The organism is Bradyrhizobium sp. Arg237L (assembly GCF_029990105.1).
GTDB lineage: Bacteria > Pseudomonadota > Alphaproteobacteria > Rhizobiales > Xanthobacteraceae > Bradyrhizobium.
Genome location: NZ_JAQMIL010000073.1, coordinates 1 through 16,721 on the forward strand (window position 1 = coordinate 1; position 16,721 = coordinate 16,721).

The 16,721-nt window shown below is 63.0% G+C and carries 17 protein-coding genes; 8 read left to right on the forward strand and 9 right to left on the reverse strand.

The genetic code is table 11. From position 1 onward, the window contains the following. Positions 1-61: 61 nt before the first annotated feature. Together OZ411_RS33525 and OZ411_RS33530 are read right to left on the reverse strand one after the other, a co-directional pair. Positions 62-616, reverse strand: a complete 555-nt coding sequence (locus tag OZ411_RS33525) for an ActR/PrrA/RegA family redox response regulator transcription factor (protein WP_027583039.1) — start codon at positions 614-616, stop codon at positions 62-64. Positions 617-721: 105 nt separating this feature from the next. Next, positions 722-2,044: an ActS/PrrB/RegB family redox-sensitive histidine kinase gene (locus OZ411_RS33530; protein ID WP_282531369.1), complete on the reverse strand. Its 1,323-nt coding sequence runs from the start codon at positions 2,042-2,044 to the stop codon at positions 722-724. Between the two features lie 196 nt (positions 2,045-2,240). On the opposite strand from OZ411_RS33530, the gene OZ411_RS33535 reads away from it, so the two are divergent. The 4 genes from OZ411_RS33535 (at position 2,241) to OZ411_RS33550 (ending at position 6,343) form a co-directional block, all read left to right on the forward strand. Next, entirely contained in the window at positions 2,241-3,035 is a 795-nt protein-coding gene (locus OZ411_RS33535; protein WP_282531370.1) for an ABC transporter ATP-binding protein, read from the forward strand. After that, positions 3,032-3,850: an ABC transporter permease gene (locus OZ411_RS33540; protein ID WP_282531371.1), complete on the forward strand. Its 819-nt coding sequence runs from the start codon at positions 3,032-3,034 to the stop codon at positions 3,848-3,850. Before OZ411_RS33535 ends, OZ411_RS33540 begins: the two co-directional genes overlap by 4 nt. 126 nt (positions 3,851-3,976) lie before the next feature. Further along, on the forward strand, positions 3,977-5,305 hold the full coding sequence (gene phaZ, locus OZ411_RS33545) for a polyhydroxyalkanoate depolymerase (RefSeq protein WP_282531372.1): 1,329 nt from the start codon (positions 3,977-3,979) through the stop codon (positions 5,303-5,305). A 198-nt stretch (positions 5,306-5,503) separates the two neighbouring features. Next, the gene (locus OZ411_RS33550) at positions 5,504-6,343 is read left to right on the forward strand and encodes a SprT family zinc-dependent metalloprotease (protein ID WP_130580957.1); all 840 of its coding nucleotides are present in this window, start codon (positions 5,504-5,506) and stop codon (positions 6,341-6,343) included. A 218-nt stretch (positions 6,344-6,561) separates the two neighbouring features. Here the strand turns inward: OZ411_RS33550 and OZ411_RS33555 are convergent, their stop codons facing one another. Continuing rightward, positions 6,562-8,787: a penicillin-binding protein 1A gene (locus OZ411_RS33555; protein ID WP_282531373.1), complete on the reverse strand. Its 2,226-nt coding sequence runs from the start codon at positions 8,785-8,787 to the stop codon at positions 6,562-6,564. A 367-nt stretch (positions 8,788-9,154) separates the two neighbouring features. On the opposite strand from OZ411_RS33555, the gene OZ411_RS33560 reads away from it, so the two are divergent. After that, positions 9,155-9,580 (forward strand): DUF1330 domain-containing protein, encoded by a 426-nt coding sequence (locus OZ411_RS33560; RefSeq protein WP_130580955.1) that lies wholly within the window; start codon positions 9,155-9,157, stop codon positions 9,578-9,580. 262 nt (positions 9,581-9,842) lie between these two features. On the opposite strand, the gene OZ411_RS33565 is transcribed toward OZ411_RS33560, so the two are convergent. Beyond that, positions 9,843-11,069, reverse strand: a complete 1,227-nt coding sequence (locus OZ411_RS33565; protein ID WP_282531374.1) for an ABC transporter substrate-binding protein — start codon at positions 11,067-11,069, stop codon at positions 9,843-9,845. A 238-nt stretch (positions 11,070-11,307) separates the two neighbouring features. Here OZ411_RS33565 and OZ411_RS33570 point away from each other — a divergent pair, with 238 nt between their 5' ends. After that, the gene (locus OZ411_RS33570; protein ID WP_130580953.1) at positions 11,308-11,844 is read left to right on the forward strand and encodes a methylated-DNA--[protein]-cysteine S-methyltransferase; all 537 of its coding nucleotides are present in this window, start codon (positions 11,308-11,310) and stop codon (positions 11,842-11,844) included. A 1-nt stretch (position 11,845) separates the two neighbouring features. On the opposite strand, the gene OZ411_RS33575 is transcribed toward OZ411_RS33570, so the two are convergent. Continuing rightward, complete coding sequence (locus OZ411_RS33575) at positions 11,846-12,325, reverse strand: MaoC family dehydratase (protein WP_282531375.1); 480 nt, start codon at positions 12,323-12,325, stop codon at positions 11,846-11,848. 112 nt (positions 12,326-12,437) lie between these two features. Here OZ411_RS33575 and OZ411_RS33580 point away from each other — a divergent pair, with 112 nt between their 5' ends. After that, positions 12,438-13,352 (forward strand): DMT family transporter, encoded by a 915-nt coding sequence (locus tag OZ411_RS33580; RefSeq protein ID WP_130580951.1) that lies wholly within the window; start codon positions 12,438-12,440, stop codon positions 13,350-13,352. A 63-nt stretch (positions 13,353-13,415) separates the two neighbouring features. On the opposite strand, the gene OZ411_RS33585 is transcribed toward OZ411_RS33580, so the two are convergent. From OZ411_RS33585 to OZ411_RS33600, 4 genes are all read right to left on the reverse strand, one after another. Then, positions 13,416-14,012, reverse strand: a complete 597-nt coding sequence (locus OZ411_RS33585) for a GNAT family N-acetyltransferase (RefSeq protein WP_282531376.1) — start codon at positions 14,010-14,012, stop codon at positions 13,416-13,418. Between the two features lie 167 nt (positions 14,013-14,179). After that, the gene (gene rpmA, locus OZ411_RS33590; protein WP_027583052.1) at positions 14,180-14,452 is read right to left on the reverse strand and encodes a 50S ribosomal protein L27; all 273 of its coding nucleotides are present in this window, start codon (positions 14,450-14,452) and stop codon (positions 14,180-14,182) included. 123 nt (positions 14,453-14,575) lie between these two features. Next, positions 14,576-14,959, reverse strand: coding sequence for a 50S ribosomal protein L21 (gene rplU, locus OZ411_RS33595; protein WP_130580949.1), 384 nt, complete (start codon positions 14,957-14,959; stop codon positions 14,576-14,578). 350 nt (positions 14,960-15,309) lie between these two features. Further along, positions 15,310-15,825, reverse strand: coding sequence for a helix-turn-helix domain-containing protein (locus tag OZ411_RS33600; protein WP_130580948.1), 516 nt, complete (start codon positions 15,823-15,825; stop codon positions 15,310-15,312). Positions 15,826-16,017: 192 nt separating this feature from the next. On the opposite strand from OZ411_RS33600, the gene OZ411_RS33605 reads away from it, so the two are divergent. Continuing rightward, complete coding sequence (locus OZ411_RS33605; RefSeq protein WP_130580947.1) at positions 16,018-16,668, forward strand: 2-hydroxychromene-2-carboxylate isomerase; 651 nt, start codon at positions 16,018-16,020, stop codon at positions 16,666-16,668. Positions 16,669-16,721 lie beyond the last annotated feature (53 nt).

A 16,721-nucleotide genomic window follows, 5' to 3' on the forward strand; every position in this document is an offset into this window, starting at 1 on the left:
CCAACGGGGCGCGCGTTCGCGCGACCCGTTGGCTTTGCCCACCCTACGAATTAGCCACAAACTATCGCGGCGCGCGCTTTGCCAGGATTCGCTGCAGCGTTCGGCGGTGCATGTTGAGGCGGCGCGCGGTTTCCGAGACGTTGCGGTTGCACATCTCGTAGATGCGCTGGATGTGCTCCCAACGCACGCGGTCGGCCGACATCGGGTTGGCCGGTGGTTCGGATTTTTCGGTGCCGCTCGCGAGCAATGCCGCGACGACATCGTCGGCGTCCGCGGGCTTCGAGAGATAGTCGATCGCGCCCATCTTCACCGCGGTCACGGCGGTGGCGATATTGCCGTAGCCGGTGAGCACGATCGCGCGCGCATCGGGGCGCTTGCGCTTCAATGCGGAGACGACGTCGAGGCCGTTGCCGTCGCCCAACCGGAGATCGACCACCGCAAACGCAGGCGCGGCCTTTCCGATCTGCGCCAGACCATCGGACACAGTATCGCAGGATGTCACGGTGAAGCCGCGGGTCTCCATGGCGCGCGACAGGCGCTCCAGGAACGGCTTGTCGTCCTCGACGATGAGCAATGAGCGGTCGGCTTGATCGTTCAGTTCGGCGATGGCGTTCACGGTTCTGCTATCCCTTCTCCAACACCAAAGATATGGCGTGTGACTGCGGCGATGCCAAGGCCACCCAAAACCGGCCGGTTAATGCGTCAAATTGTCGAATTGTGTTCAGCCCATCATTTCGTCGGCAGCTTCGCTCGTCTCGAACACGTCGCGCGGCCAGACGATCTGCACCACGGCGCCGTGATCGGGAAAGACGCGATTGGTGAAAGTGACCTTGGCGCCGGTGCGCTCCAGCAGGGTCCGCGCGATGAAAATGCCAAGACCAAGCCCCGCGCGGCCGTTTTGCGCCTCATCCGCGCTGCGGCGCCGCGACAAATAAGGCTCGCCGATCCGGTTCAGCATGTCAGGAGCGATGCCGGGGCCGTCATCGGAAATGACGATTTCGACGGTCTCGGCATTCCACCAGGCATTCACCTCGACGGTCTGGTTGGCGAAATCCACCGCATTTTCCAGGATGTTGCCGACGCCATAGAGGATCGCGGGATTGCGGGCGCCGACCGGTTCCGTGGTGACTGCGACAGCAAGCCGCACCTTGATTGCAACGCCGAAATCGCGGTGCGGCGCAACCGCCTCCTCGATCAGCGTCGACAGTTTCATCCGGTCGAACGGCGCTCCGGTGGAGGAGAGCTGGGTGATCTTGCTCAGGATGTCGCGGCAGCGCTGCGCCTGCTCGCGCAGCGTCTTCAGGTCGGCAGCGAGCGGGCCGTCCTGCACGGTACGTTCCAGCTCGCGCGAGATCAGGAAGATGGTCGACAGCGGCGTGCCGAGCTCGTGCGCGGCCGCGGCGGCAAGGCCATCGAGCTGGGTCAGATGCTGCTCGCGCGCCAGCACCAGCTCGGTCGCGGCCAGCGCGTCCGAGAGCTTTCGCGTGTCCTCGGTGACCTGGAACGCGTACAGGCTGGTGACACCGATCGCGAGCAGGATCGAGAGCCAGACGCCGAACAGGTAGATCGGCTGCAGCACCAGCGGATCGTCGGGGTCCCAGGGCAACGGAAAATGGAAGAACACCAGCGCCGACGCGCAGGCGACCGCAAGGCAGCCAAGCGCGATCGTCAGCCGGACCGGCAGCGCGGTGGCGGAAATCAGGACCGGCGCCAGGAACAGGAACGAGAACGGATTCTGCAGGCCGCCGGTCAGGAACAACAGGCCGGCAAGCTCGACGATATTGAGCGCGAGCAGTGCTGCGGCATAGATCGGCTCCAACCGCTGCATCGGGTTGAACGCGATCTGCAGGGCGAGATTGAGCAGCGCCGACAGCGCGATGATGGCGATGCAGGGGATGACGGGAACGTCGAATTCCAGGCCCTGGGCGACGATGAAGATTGCGGCGAGCTGGCCAAGCGCGGCCAGCCAACGGAGCCGCAGAATCGTATCCAGACGGACATGGCGGCGTGGTTGGCGGAAATCTGAGGCGGCTACGTCGGTCATATCCTCACTTTAGCTACACGACAGCTCGATCACAAACGCGCGTGATCCGGCTGTGGCGGCGCCCGTCATGGCCGGGCTTGTCCCGGCCATCCACGTTCTTGCCGCAGGAAAGAGTAAGACGTGGATGCCCGGGACAAGCCCGGGCATGACGAGCTCCTTGCGCTCGGGGACCTGATGCCTCAATGAAACGGGTTGCATGAAGATCGAAGATACAATCTCGCGTAAGCCGCCAGCTTCCGATCCCGCAGCTCCGGCCGCGATCGATGTCGCGCATCTGGTGAAGGTCTACAAGGCCACCCGCGCGGTCGACGATGTCTCGTTTCGGATCGCGCGCGGCAGCATCACCGGGCTGCTCGGCGGCAACGGCGCCGGCAAGACCACGACGATCGCCATGATCATGGGCCTGGTGCTGCCGACCTCCGGCCGCATCCATGTGCTGGGCTTTCCGATGCCCGAACAGAGCGCCGAGGTGCTCGGGCGGATGAATTTCGAGAGCCCCTATGTCGACATGCCGATGCGGCTCACCGTGCGCCAGAACCTCACGATCTTCGGCCGGCTCTATGCCGTGCGGAATCTCGCAGACAGAATCGATCGACTCGCCTCCGACCTCGATCTGCGCGACTTCATCGACCGCGCCAACGGCAAGCTTTCCGCCGGCCAGAAGACGCGCGTGGCGCTCGCCAAGGCACTGATCAACGAACCTGACCTGTTGCTCCTGGACGAGCCGACCGCTTCGCTCGACCCTGACACCGCCGATTGGGTGCGGCAGCACCTGGAGAACTACCGCAAGAGCCATAACGCGACGATCCTGCTCGCTTCGCACAACATGCTGGAGGTGGAGCGGCTGTGCGACCGCGTCATCATCATGAAGCGCGGCAAGATCGAGGATGACGATAGTCCCGACCGGATCATGGCCCGCTACAACCGCGACACGCTGGAAGAGGTGTTCCTGGACGTCGCCCGCGGCCGCACCCGGGAGAGCGCGACATGAGCGAGATTGCCGTCCATCGCGGGCTGTCGCTCAACCGCATCAACGCGATGGTGCTGCGCTATTGGTATCTCTTGCTGTCGTCCTGGCCGCGACTATTGGAACTGGTCTACTGGCCGGCGCTGCAGATCATCACCTGGGGTTTCCTGCAGAACTACATTTCGCAGACCTCGGGGTTCTTCGCGCAGGCCGGCGGCACCCTGATCGGCGCCGTCATCCTGTGGGACATCCTGTTCCGCGGTCAGCTCGGCTTTTCGATCTCATTCCTGGAAGAGATGTGGGCGCGCAATCTCGGCAACCTCATGATGAGCCCGCTGAAGCCGATCGAGTTCCTGATCTCGCTGATGATCATGAGCCTGATCCGCCTCGCGATCGGCGTCATTCCGATGACGCTGCTGGCATTGTTCTTCTTCGGCTTCAACTTCTACGCCATCGGCCTGCCGCTGATCGCCTTCTTCTGCAACCTGATCTTCACGAGCTGGTCGGTCGGCATTTTCGCCTCCGGCCTCGTGCTGCGGAACGGGCTCGGCGCGGAGAGCATCGTCTGGACGCTGATGTTCGCGCTGATGCCGCTCGCCTGCATCTATTATCCCGTCAGCGTATTGCCGCCCTGGCTGCAGGTCGTCGCCTGGATGTTGCCGCCGACCTATGTGTTCGAGGGCATGCGGGCGCTCCTGATCGACCACGTCTTCCGCACTGAGCTGATGGTCGACGCCCTCATCATCAACGCGGTGCTGCTTGTCGCGTCATTTGCGATCTTTCTTGCCCTTTTGCGCAGCGCCAAGCGCAACGGCTCGCTGCTCAGCGGAGGCGAGTAACCTTCACTTTCCCGTGGATTCCCGGTTGTTTAGAGCTTTTTCGGCCGTAGATGTAGTGACAGATGCATTGACGCTTTATTACGCATTCGACAGTATGCTGCGTCGCAAACAAGGATTTTGAAGCAAATGCCGATTGGTGAATTTGGCGGCGCCCCGCCGCTGGCGGCCGAAGGCAGTCCGGCGGTCACGACGCCACTGTACTGGATGTACGAGATGGCGCATTCGTCGCTGAACCCGGCGCGCGCGGTGACCGACGCCACCAAGATCCTGTTTCAGAATCCGCTCAATCCGTGGACGCATACCGAAGTCGGCAAATCCGTCGCCGCGGCGTGCGAGTTGTTCGAGCGCACCACCCGCCGCTACGGCAAGCCGGAATGGGGCCTCGACGAGACCGAGGTCAATGGCGTGCGTACGGCGGTTGAAGTCCGCACGGTCTGGGAAAAGCCGTTCTGCCGGCTGCTCTATTTCGATCGCAAGCTGACCCGGCCGCTGCGCAGCCCCCAGCCGCGGGTGCTGATCGTGGCGCCGATGTCCGGCCATTACGCGACGCTGCTGCGTGGCACGGTCGAAGCCTTCCTGCCGACCCACGAGGTCTACATCACCGATTGGGCCGATGCGCGCATGGTGCCGCTGTCCGAAGGCCGCTTCGATCTCGATGACTATGTCGATTACCTCATCGAGATGCTGCATGCGCTTGGCGGCAACATGCATGTCATCGCGGTCTGCCAGCCCTCGGTGCCCGTGGTGGTCGCGGTCTCCCTCATGGAAGCGCGGCGCGATCCCTTCGTGCCGCTGTCGATGACGCTGATGGGCGGTCCGATCGACACCCGCCGCAATCCGACCGCGGTCAACAACCTCGCCGCCGAACGCGGCATCGAATGGTTCCGCAACAACGTCATCACCAAGGTGCCGTTCCCGCATCCTGGCATGATGCGCGACGTCTATCCGGGATTCCTGCAGCTCAACGGCTTCATCAGCATGAATCTCGATCGCCACATGGATGCGCACAAGGCGCTGTTCGCCAATCTGGTGAAGGGCGACGGCGATCTCGTCGACAAGCACCGCGAATTCTATGACGAATATCTCGCGGTGATGGATCTGACCGCCGAGTATTATCTGCAGACCGTCGACCTCGTCTTCGTCAAGCATGCGCTGCCGAAGGGCGAGATGACCCATCGTGGCGAGCCGGTCGCTCCCTCCAAGATCAGGCGCGTTGCGTTGATGACGGTGGAAGGCGAGAAGGACGACATCTCCGGCCTTGGGCAGACCGAAGCGACGCATGCTTTGTGCACGTCAATTCCCGATCATCGCCGCGTGCATTACGTGCAGAAGGGCGTCGGACACTATGGTGTGTTCAACGGCTCGCGTTTCCGTGCTGAAATCGTGCCGCGCATCTCCGATTTCATGGTTTCGTCGGCGAATACACGGCTTTCCCTGGTCGCAGCCGCTGAGTAGCGGTGTGATCGAGCCCGATTTGGGTGGGTTTATAAGTCGCTGAATTGATTAAAAGAATCCGGATTCGGCGATCGCTCAAGGAATGAGTTTTGACTCGTTCCTTCGAGGGTGATTTCGGACCGGGTCGGTCCAAATTTTTCGGGTTCCGACCCCACTATGTAGGGGTCAAATCGCGGGCAGCCTCTGTATATTGGGCAAATGATTTGTTTTTGCGCCGAGCGATTTCCCTGGCGGCGGATATGGCAGAATCCGGGCGAACTTCTCCTCCCCGGACTCTCAGAAATGGCCACTCGCGCGCTCCTCTATCGGCGGCCCGCCGAACCCTCGACTCTTCTCATCAAGCACGGCTCCCAATATTTCGCGATCAGGCTACGGCGGCATAGGCGCGCGCGTCGCTACACGCTTCGCATTCATCCAACTGACCGCGAAGCGATCCTCACGATGCCGCCGCGCGGCACCATCGCCGATGCGCGCGACTTCGCGCAGCTTCATGGCGGCTGGATCGCCGCGCGTCTTGGTCGCCTGCCGAAGGCGGCGCCGTTCCAACCCGGCACAGTGGTGCCGCTGCGCGGCGTGCCGCATCGGCTCGTGCATCGCGCCGGCGAGCGCGGCACGGTGTGGACCGAGATCCGTGACAGCGGCGAAAGGATTTTGTGCGTGGCCGGCGAGCCGGAGCACATGGACCGCCGCGTGCACGACTTCCTCAAGCGCGAAGCGCGCAAGGATTTGCACAAGGCGTCCTTAGCCTATGCGGCGGAACTCGGCGTGCGCGTGCGCCGTGTCTCGATCCGCGATCAATCGAGCCGCTGGGGTTCCTGCACTTCGCACGGATCGCTGTCGTTCTCCTGGCGCCTGATCCTCGCGCCGCCCTACGTGCTCGACTATCTCGCCGCGCATGAGGTCTCGCACCTGGTCGAGATGAATCACTCGCTGCGGTTCTGGAAGACCGTTGGCCGGATCTGCTCGTCGGTGGATCGCGCCAAGACCTGGCTCGACACCCACGGCAACGATCTGCATCGCTACGGTATCGAGGATTAGGGTTTCGACGTGTAGGATGGGTAGAGCGAAAGCGAAACTCATCATCTTCTTCGCCGCAGCGGCCCAATTGATGGGTTTCGCTTTGGCTCTACCCATCCTACGAAAGCTCTGTAGCCCGGATGGAGCGAAGCGCAATCCGGGACGGTCTCAAACGTAGATCGAACTGTCCCGGGTTACGCTTCGCTGCACCCGGGCTACGAGATCAGCGGGCTACGCAATCAGCGGCCGCCGAACAGGCGATCGACCAGCCAACCATCCAATCCCGCCGCAGCTTCCGGACGCGCACTGGGATTGGGCGGCGTGGAGGCGCGCGTCGGCGTCGGCGGCGGGCGATACTGACCGGCGGAAGGAACGGGTGAGGGCGGCGCGAGCGACTGCGGTGACGGCGCGCTGACCTGCGACGAGGCCTGCACCAGATTCGACAGCGCCCAGCCGACTTGCGCATTCGCCAGGCTGGCGACTGGCACGCCCTGGTGCGCCGTGCGCATGAAGCGGCTCCACACCTCCACCGGCAGCCCGCCGCCGGTCGCCTTCTTGGTCGGCGAATTGTCGTCATTGCCGAGCCAGACGCCGGTGACGAGATTGGCGGTGTAGCCGATGAACCAGGCGTCGCGGAAATCCTGGCTGGTGCCGGTCTTGCCGGCGGCGGTCCAGCCGGGGATTTCCGCCTTGCGCGCGGTGCCGGAGATCAGCGTCTCCATCATCATCGTGTTCATCATCGCGACATAGCGCGGCTCGATCACCCGGGCGAGTTGGTCGGCTGGCCGAACGTAGAGCAGCTTGCCTCTATCGGTGCGGATCCTCGTCACCACGTGCGGCGAGACGGCGGTGCCGCCATTGGCAAAGGGCGCGTAGGCGCCGACCAGTTCGATCACCGAGACCTCGGAGGTGCCGAGCGCGATTGAGGGATTGGCGTCGAGCTTGGAGGAGATGCCGAGCCGGTGCGCGGTCCGCACCACGTTCTTCGGGCCGACCTCGAGCCCGAGCCTGACCGCGACCGTGTTCAGCGACATCGCCAGCGCCTGCGTCAGCGTCACCGAGCCGAAATATTCGTGGGTGTAGTTCTCCGGCTTCCAGCCCTTGATATCGAGCGGGGCGTCAGTGCGGATCGTCTCCGGCGTCAGCCCGGCCTCGACCGCGGTGAGATAGACGAACGGCTTGAAGGCCGAGCCAGGCTGGCGCTTGGCGGTCACCGCGCGGTTGAACTGGCTCTCGGCATAGTTCCTTCCGCCCACCATGGCGCGCACCGCGCCGTCGGGCGTCATCGCCACCAGCGCGCCCTGGGTGACGTTGAACTTGACGCTCTTGGCGGCGAGCTCGTCGATGATGGCGGCTTCGGCGACGTTCTGCAGCTTCGGATCGATCGTGGTCTCGACCGTGATGTTCTGGTCGATCTGGCCGACGAGGTCGTCGAGCACTTCGCCGATCCAGTCGGCGACGTAGTTGACGGTGCCGGCGCCGGCCGGCTTCACGTTGTAAGAGGGATGGCCGATCGAGGCCTTCGCCTGGGCCTCGGTGATGAACTTGGCGTCCGCCATCGCTGACAGCACGATCTGCGCGCGCTGCTCGGCGCCTTCAGGATTGCGGTTCGGCGCCAGCCGCGACGGCGATTTGACGAGCCCTGCAAGCATCGCGGCTTCCGCCAAGGTCACGTTCTTCGCCGACTTGCCGAAATAGCGTTGCGCCGCGGCCTCCACGCCATAGGCGCCGGAGCCGAAATAGACGCGGTTGAGATAGAGCTCCAAGATCTCGTTCTTGGAATGCTTGCGCTCCAGCCAGATCGCGAGCTCGGCCTCCTGCAGCTTGCGCTGCATGGTGCGCTCCTGCGTCAGGAACAGGTTCTTGGCGAGCTGCTGCGTCAGCGTCGAGCCGCCCTGCGACACGCCGCGACGCAGGAGATTCGTCACCGCTGCGCGCGCGATGCCGATCGGGTCGACGCCATAATGCGAGTAGAAGCGGCGGTCCTCGATGGCGATGAAGGCTTTCGGCAGGTATGGCGGCAGGTCCTTCAGCGCGACATTGGCGCCGGCCATTTCGCCCCGCTGCGCCAGCACGCTGCCGTCCATGCCGACGATCTGGATCGTCGGCGGCCGCTTGGGGATTTCGAGCGATTGGATCGGCGGCAGATGCGCGCCGACCCAGACCACCACGCCGACGACCGCAATCGCCGCCCACAGGCCGAGCACGACGCCCCAATAGAATATGCGGCCGATCGAAGAGCCGCCGCGCGATTTCCGCCGTTTCCCGCCACTCGAAGCGGGCTTGCGCTCGCGCGGCGGTTCCGCGCCGGCGTCACTGCTGCTGCTGCGCTTGGCGGATTTCTTCGGCCTGTCTTCGGGATTGGGGATGCGGTCGGCCGGCGAGAGCCGCAAATCGGCGAGCGCGGCCGGAAGCCCAAATAGCGGCTCCTTGCGCCCGCCGCTCTTTTTCTTTCCCCACGCCATCCACAAACGCTGCTCACACCACGTTCCGCCGCACGCTAGCGTTCCCGGTTTAAGGCCCGGTTACGCAAAGCTTAACGCGGGATTAGGAGGTGAGGCAGCGCCACGTCGAACGAAGCCATAGGGTGGGCAAAGCGAAGCGTGCCCACCTTTGCGAGCGGAGTGCTTGATGGTGGGCACGCGTCGCTTTGCCCACCCTACCGCATCCCAATGCCGGGTTAGTAGGTGAGGCAGCGCGTGATAAAGATTGCGGAACCGAGCGTAGCGTTTTCAAGCGAAGTGGACACCGGTTCGCATAGCAATCAAGTTTACGCAGATTGCGTGGACTTATCTGCGCAGAAGACGCGTCAAGACAAGAAGGGAGAGACACATGGGCCATATCGATCCGACCAAGGAAGTCTTCGCGCAGTTCAGGGAGAACGATCGGCCGGGGCCGATCCACATGCTCAATCTGGTTCGCCTGCGCGAATGGGCCGCCTATCCCGACGGCCGCAAGGCCACGGGCGCGGAAGCCTATGCCGCCTATGGCCGCGAGAGCGGGCCGGTGTTCGAGCGGCTCGGCGGCCGCATCGTCTGGCAGGGCCGTTTCGAACTGATGCTGATCGGGCCGCAAGAGGAGCGCTGGGACCATTGCTTCATCGCCGAATACCCAAGCGTCGCCGCCTTCGTCGAGATGATCCGCGATCCCGTCTATCGCGAAGCAGTGAAGCACCGCCAGGCCGCAGTGGAGGATTCGCGCCTGATCCGCCACGCCGTGCTCCCGGTCGGCAAGACGTTCGGCGAGATTCCGAAGTAAGCCACCAAGCCGTAGGGTGGGCAAAGCGAAGCGTGCCCACCTTTCTTGCACCGACCGTGGATGGTGGGCACGCTGCGCTTTGCCCACCCTACGCAGCTCCCGTCATTGCGAGCGCAAGCGAAGCAATCCATCTCTCCACTTGCGGAGGCATGGATTACTTCGCTGCGCTCGCAATGACGTTGAGAAAGCGCGCCACTATAACGTTCAAAACGAAATCGGCGGCCCGAAGGCCGCCGATCGTTTGTCTTGCGATGCTCGCTGACTAGCCCGCCGGGCCGGCGTCCTCGAGGATCGGGCCGAACAGCTCCCAGCGCTCGCCGTTGAAGCGCATCATCTGGAGCTGCTTGTTGACGCGGTAATCGGTCGGCGAGGTGTTGGCGACGATGCCGGGCAGCGAGAGGTCGAGCTGCACGTTCTTCAGGCTGGAGGCCTGCTTCATCACGTTCTCGCGCGTGAGATTGTCGCCGGACTCCTTGAGCACATGGATCAGGAGCTGCGCGGTCGAGTAGCCATAGGTGTTGAAGTTCGAATCCTTGTCGCCTTCCGGATAGTACTTGGCCATGAACTCGAAATACTTCTTCATGCCGGCATCATCCTTCCAGGTCGGATCGAGCGGATCCTTGCCGTAGTTGACGCTGATCACGCCCTTGGCGGCCTCGAGGCCTGCGGGCTTCATCACCGCGCCGACCGACGTCGCGTTGATGTCGACGATCTGCACCGGCTTCCAGCCGAGCTCGGCGATCTTCTTGATCGCCTGCGCCGCCTGCTTCGGCGTGGTGGCGCTGAAGAACAGGTCCGCGCCGGCATCCTTGATCTTGAGAATCTGCGAATCCACGGTCGGATCGGACACTTCATAGGAGGCTTCCGCCACCACCATGCTGGCCGCCTTGTCGGCGAGGCCGGCCTTGATGCCGTTCAGGTAATCTTTGCCGAGGTCGTCGTTCTGATAGAGGATGCCGATCTTGGCGGTCGGATGGTTCTTCAGGATGTACTGGCCGTAGATCCGGCCCTCGACGAAGTAGTTCGGGTTGAAGCCCATCGTCCACGGGAAATTCTTCGGGTCGGTGAACTTCGAGGCGCCGGTCGCGGCGAATAGTTGCGGCACCTTCTTGGAGTTGAGATATTTCTGGACCGCCGCATTGGATGGTGTGCCGACGATCTGGAAGGTCAGAAGTACCTCGTCGCTTTCGACCAGCTTGCGCGCCTGTTCGACCGCCTTCGGCGGCGAATAGGCATCGTCGTACTGGATCAGGTTGATCTTGCGCCCGTTCACGCCGCCCTGGTCGTTGATCATCTTCATATAGGCGGCCTGGGTCTTGCCGATCGAGGCATAGGCCGATGCAGGACCGGAGAACGGCACGGTCTGGCCGACCTTGATCTCGGTGTCGCTGGCGCCGGGGTCGTATTTCTTCTGGGCATTGGCCGCTGAAACCGACAGCGCGAATGCCAGCGCCGTCCCTGTGACCAGATGCAAAAACCCGTTCCTCATTCGCAGCTTCCTCATGTGATTGTGCCGATGATCTTCTCCGCTGGACTTCAAGGTCCGCCGGATGCCATCGCTAGCGACGATAGTGGAGGAACCCTTGCTGCAATGCAAGGTGGAGTCGGGCCGAAAAGCCGAGCGATATCAGTCGACCAAAGTAGGGTGCGGGCCCAACCCCGGAAACCGGGTGGACGCTGGCACGACGCGCAGAGAAGATGCCGGCGCTCAGCTATCCGGGATGAAGATGCCTGTTCGCGACAAACTGACGAAGCCGGCCACAACTTTCGGTCTGGATCGGGTGGAAACGCCGATCGGGATAGCTTTGCTGGTCACCGATGACGACGGCGTGCTCCGTGCGCTGGATTGGGAGGACTATGAGGCGCGGATGAACGAGCTGCTGCGCCTGCATTATGGCGCGGTGGCCCTGAAACAGGCGCGTGCGCCGAAGGATATCCGCGCCGCGCTGTCTGAATATTTCAAGGGCGATCTCGATCGCCTCGGCAGCATCCAGTGGCGCGTCGCCGGCACGGCGTTCCAAAACAAGGTCTGGACCGCGCTGGCGAAGATCCCCGTAGGTACGACGATGAGCTATGGCGCGATGGCGGCAAAGCTCGGCGCGCCCAACGCCCAGCGCGCGGTCGGCCACGCCAACGGCTCGAACCCGATCAGCGTCGTGCTGCCCTGCCATCGCCTGATCGGCGCCAACGGCGCGCTGGTCAAATATGGCGGCGGGTTGGAGCGCAAGCGCTGGCTGCTCGCGCACGAAGGTGTATCTCTTTAGATTAAGCCGGCCGCCGTCGGATCAAGAATTTCTGCATCCCCTCGAGCACCAATTCGCGGCGCTGGTTGAACACGGTGGAGCGCAGTGTCACCACGCCGGTGGTGCGGCCTGGCACAAGCTCGGTCACTTCAAGCGCGGGATAGATGGTGTCGCCGGCATAGACCGGCTTCAAGAAGCGGCTCGACTGTTCGAGAAAGCCGATCATGGATTCCTCGACGATGAAGGGAAACAGCCCGGCGCCGGGCGCGGTGTGGATCAGGGTCTGAAAGCCGTGCGCGAGCAGGTGTGGCATGCCGCGGGCGCGGCAATATTCGATGTCATAGTGGATCGGATGGGTATCGCCGCTTGCGGTCTGGAACGCCGCGAACACAGCCTCCGTCTGGGTCCGGCTCGGGATCACGAAACGTTCGCCGAGTGTGAAATCTTCGAACCAGCGCTGTGCTTGCACCATGCGGTGTTGGGCGGGGTCGAAGTCGGTCATATCAGGGCTTTCCTCGCAAGGATTGTTTTGTGATGTATCGGTATCGCAGCGATGTTGATGCGGCAATCGATTCCGCCTAATCCGGCCATGACGAGAAGCATCCCAGTCATCCATGACCCTGTTCGCAAAACTCTCCGCCTATGATGATCGCTCCGCCCGGCTTGCCGGCATCGGGCTAATGCTGCTGTCGATCTTCATGTTCTCGTTCGGCGATGCGATGGGGAAATTCCTTGTCGCGACCTATTCGGTCGGACAGTTGTTGTGGCTGCGCGCCTGTGCGGCACTGGCCGTGCTGCTGCCGATCATCTGGAAGCAGCGCGCGGCGTTCTTCCCACTCGAGCGTCCCTGGCTGCAATTGCTGCGGGTGACGCTGTCGACGCTCGAGGTCGCCGCCTTCTTCCTTGCGACCGTCTACCTGCCGCTCGCCGACGTCATCACCTATTATCTTGCCGGTCCGATCTTCGTCACCGCGCTGTCGGGCCTGGTGCTGGGCGAACAGATCGGCTGGCGGCGCTGGAGCGCGATCCTGGTCGGCTTCTGCGGTGTATTGATCGCGCTCAGGCCATCAGCGCAAACCGTGAGCTTGCCGGCGATGATCGCGCTCGGCGGCAGCATGTCGTTCGCGGTCCTGATGCTGATCACGCGCTCGCTGCGCGCAACGCCCGATATCGTGCTGACCTCGTCGCAGTTCTGCGGCACATTCCTGCTCGGCGCCGTGCTGTCGCCATTCGGCTGGGTGACGCCGGATGCCGGCAGCCTCGCTATCTTCTTCGTCGCCGGCCTGATCTCGGTCGCCGCGCTGCTCTGCGTCAACCGCTCGCTGAAGCTGGCGCCGGCAAGCGTGGTGGTGCCCTACCAATATTCGATGATCGTCTGGGCGGTGATCTTCGGCTTCGTCGTGTGGGGTGACGTGCCGTCCTGGGCCACCATTGTGGGGGCTGCGATCATCATCGGCGCCGGGCTCTACATCTTCCTGCGCGAGCAGAAGCTGGGGCGGGAAGAGCCGGTGGTGAGCCCGCCGGTGTAGCCCTAAGGATGCTGTGACGTAGGTGGGCAAAGCGCAGCGTGCCCACCCTACGCCGTCTGCGTGTTATCGATCCCGCCGCAACGATGAGCCCCAGCTCTTCAGCGACGACCAGACGCCGCGCGAGAGGCGGAAGCAGTCGACCGGGGTGGAGGAGCCGAGCGCTTCGAAGCGGTGCAGCTCGACGCCGCTCCACTGGAAGCCGCACTTCTCCAGGATGTTGCGCGACGACGGGTTGGCGACGCGGGCGCCGCAAAACAGATAGTCGTGGTCGAATTCCTCGAAGAAGTAGTCGATCACCGCGCGCGCCGCCTCGGTGCCAAAGCCCTGGCCCCAATGCTCGACGCCGAGCCAGTAGCCGAGCTCCGGCGCATCAGGCTCGCGCCAGTTGATGCCGACCATGCCGACCGGCGCGGAGCTGTTCTCGATCAGGAACACGGTCTCGCCGCCTCCACCGGCAGTCGCACGCACGAATTCGACCGCATGCTCGCTCAAGTAAGGATGCGGCAGGCGGCGGGTGTTCTCTGCAATGCGACGATCATTGGCGAGATGCGCAATTGCTTTTACGTCCGCGAGCGTCGGCTTGCGCAAGGTCAGCCGTTCGGTCTCGAGGACGCAACCTCTCGACTCGCGCAATATCGGGGTCGGGATATCCTGCAGCATGTCGGGCTCCTGTGATGCGATAACGGTACGCTACGCTTCGATCCTTGCGCGTGGCCCCACATGGGACACGCGCAACAGAAAAGGGGAGGCCGGTATCCCGCCTCCCCTGGAGCCTCTTAGAGCCCCGCCGGTTCAACAGGATCCGGCGGACTCATATCGTCCACCGTCTATTCGGCTGCAGCCTCGAGCACCGGAATCACCGATACGAAGGTGCGGCCATTGCCTTTGGCGCGGAACTCCACACGACCTTCGACCTTGGCGAACAGGGTATGATCGGTTCCCATGCCGACATTAAGGCCCGGATGCCAGGTGGTGCCGCGCTGACGCGCGATGATGTTACCGGGAATCACGAGCTCGCCACCGAACGCTTTGACGCCAAGGCGTTTGCCTTTGGAATCACGTCCGTTTCGCGATGAACCGCCTGCTTTTTTGTGAGCCATAGCTCGTCTCCAACTGCAGTAATTCTCTAGATCAATTCCTTGACGGAATCATTTCACTTTTTGTCACGCTTCAACTTTTGATACGTGACAATCACATTTCTCTAACGTCGCGTTCTTGAAGGCTTATGCAGCATCCTCAGTGGGCGCTGCAGCAATCTTTTCCTTCTTCGGCCGCGGGCCGATCGTCGGCTTCGCGTTGTCGGTCAGGATCTCGGTGATCCTCAGCACCGTCAGCTCATCGCGATAGCCGCGCTTGCGGCGCGAATTCTTGCGGCGGCGCTTCTTGAACGCGATCACCTTCGGACCGCGCTTGTGCTGCAGCACCTCGGCTGCCACCGAAGCGCCGGCCACCGTCGGCACGCCCAGGATCGGCGTTTCGCCGCCGACCACCAGAACTTCGCCAAGTTGCACGATCGTGCCGACATCGCCGGCGATCTTGCCAATCTCGAGAACATCATCCGGAACGACGCGGTACTGCCGGCCGCCGGTTTTGATGACTGCGAACATCGTTTTATTCCTTCGTGTTCGATCCCGTCCTCGGGGTATCCCCCGGGCCGGCTTCTTGTTCAGTCGCTATGGGTTACGATTTTCGCGCGGCGCGGGGACGTGCCCCGGAATTCACGCAAAAACAAACGGCGCGAGAAATCCCACGCCGGATTGGCCGCCGTTATAGCGGCCAAGCGCCAGGAGTCAAGGCAAACGGGCCGAAAACCGGCCCAAAATGAAGGATTTGGAGCGATTTTAGCCCGGTTCGAGCCAGGTTTCCGGCCCGTAGCCCGGGTGGAGCGCAGCGCAACCCGGGTTAACCACCGGCCCCGGGTTACGCGTTCCGCTCCACCCGGGCTACCGCGCCCCAGTCAGCTCTCGGTCTTGGCCTTCGCCTTCGGATCATCCGCCGCCATGGCGTGCACCGGCGAGGTCTGGCGGGCGCCGGGGCCTGGATGCACATGGACGGCCTTGGCCGACAGCGGCTCGCCGCATTCCGAGCAGACCATCACGGGGTCGAACATGTGTCCGCAGTTCTTGTGCTGATGCAGCATCGGGCGGCCGCGCGAGTCCACCATGTGGATGTTGCCCCAGTGCACGATCGACATGATGATCGGATAGAGGTCGAGGCCCTTCTGCGTCAGGATGTATTCGTAGCGCTTCGGCGATTCCTGGTACGGAATCCGGCGCAGCACGCCGAAGCGCACCAGCTTCTTCAGCCGCTCGGCGAGCAGATGGCGGGTGATGCCGAGCGAGGACTGGAACGCCTCGAACCTGCGCTTGCGAAGAAAGCACTCGCGCAGGATCAGCAGGCTCCAGCGGTCGCCGATCACGGCCACCGTGCGGGCCAGTGAGCACGGCTCCTCTTCAAGCGTGTCCCATTTCATCAATGTCTCCAGTCACCTGCGGTCCGCGAAGCAGGTTTCATTCTAATTCGGCACTGAGGCCTGTTCAACCGTTTGTGCGCTGCCCGTTACCGCAGGGCGCAATCCGCTATTGACAGTTCTAAAATAGAACTTTAAAGCCGGGATCGCAACCGATGGCGGCGACGGGCCGCTCCGCACAAGGAAAGGCAATCGATGGCTGCTCCGCTCAAGGTCGAGTTTCATTTCGATTTCGGCAGCCCGAACGCCTATCTCGCCGAGCTTGTCCTGCCGGGAATCGAACAGCGCACCGGCGTGAAGTTCGACTACGTCCCGGTGCTGCTCGGCGGCGTCTACAAGGCGACCGGCAACATGTCGCCGTTCGACTCGCTGCGCGGGATCAAGAACAAGGCCGAATACAACGCGCTGGAAACCGAGCGCTTCCTGCGGCGCCACCACATCACGAAATTCAAGTCGAACCCGTTCTTCCCGGTGAACACCCTGATGCTGATGCGCGGCGTGATCGCCGCGGAGCTCGAGGGATTATTCGAGTCCTATTTCCGCGCCGCCTACCACCACATGTGGGTCGAGCCGAAGAAGATGGATGATCCGCAGGTCTTCCGCGCCGCGTTCCTCTCGTCCGGCGTCGATATCGATCGTGTGATCGCCCGCATCCAGCAGGGTGACGTCAAGAAGAAGCTGATCGAGAACACAGAGAACGCGGTGGCACGCGGCGAGTTCGGCTCGCCGACCTTCTTCGTCGGCGACGAGATGTTCTTCGGCAAGGATCGCCTGCGCGAGGTCGAGGAAGAGATCGTCGCGCAACTTGCGGCAGCGAAAGGCTGCGCGAGACGGCAGGGAATCTGAGCAAACCAATTCGCGACAAGACCCGAGACAAGGGGCGCGGCGGCGGGAGGTGG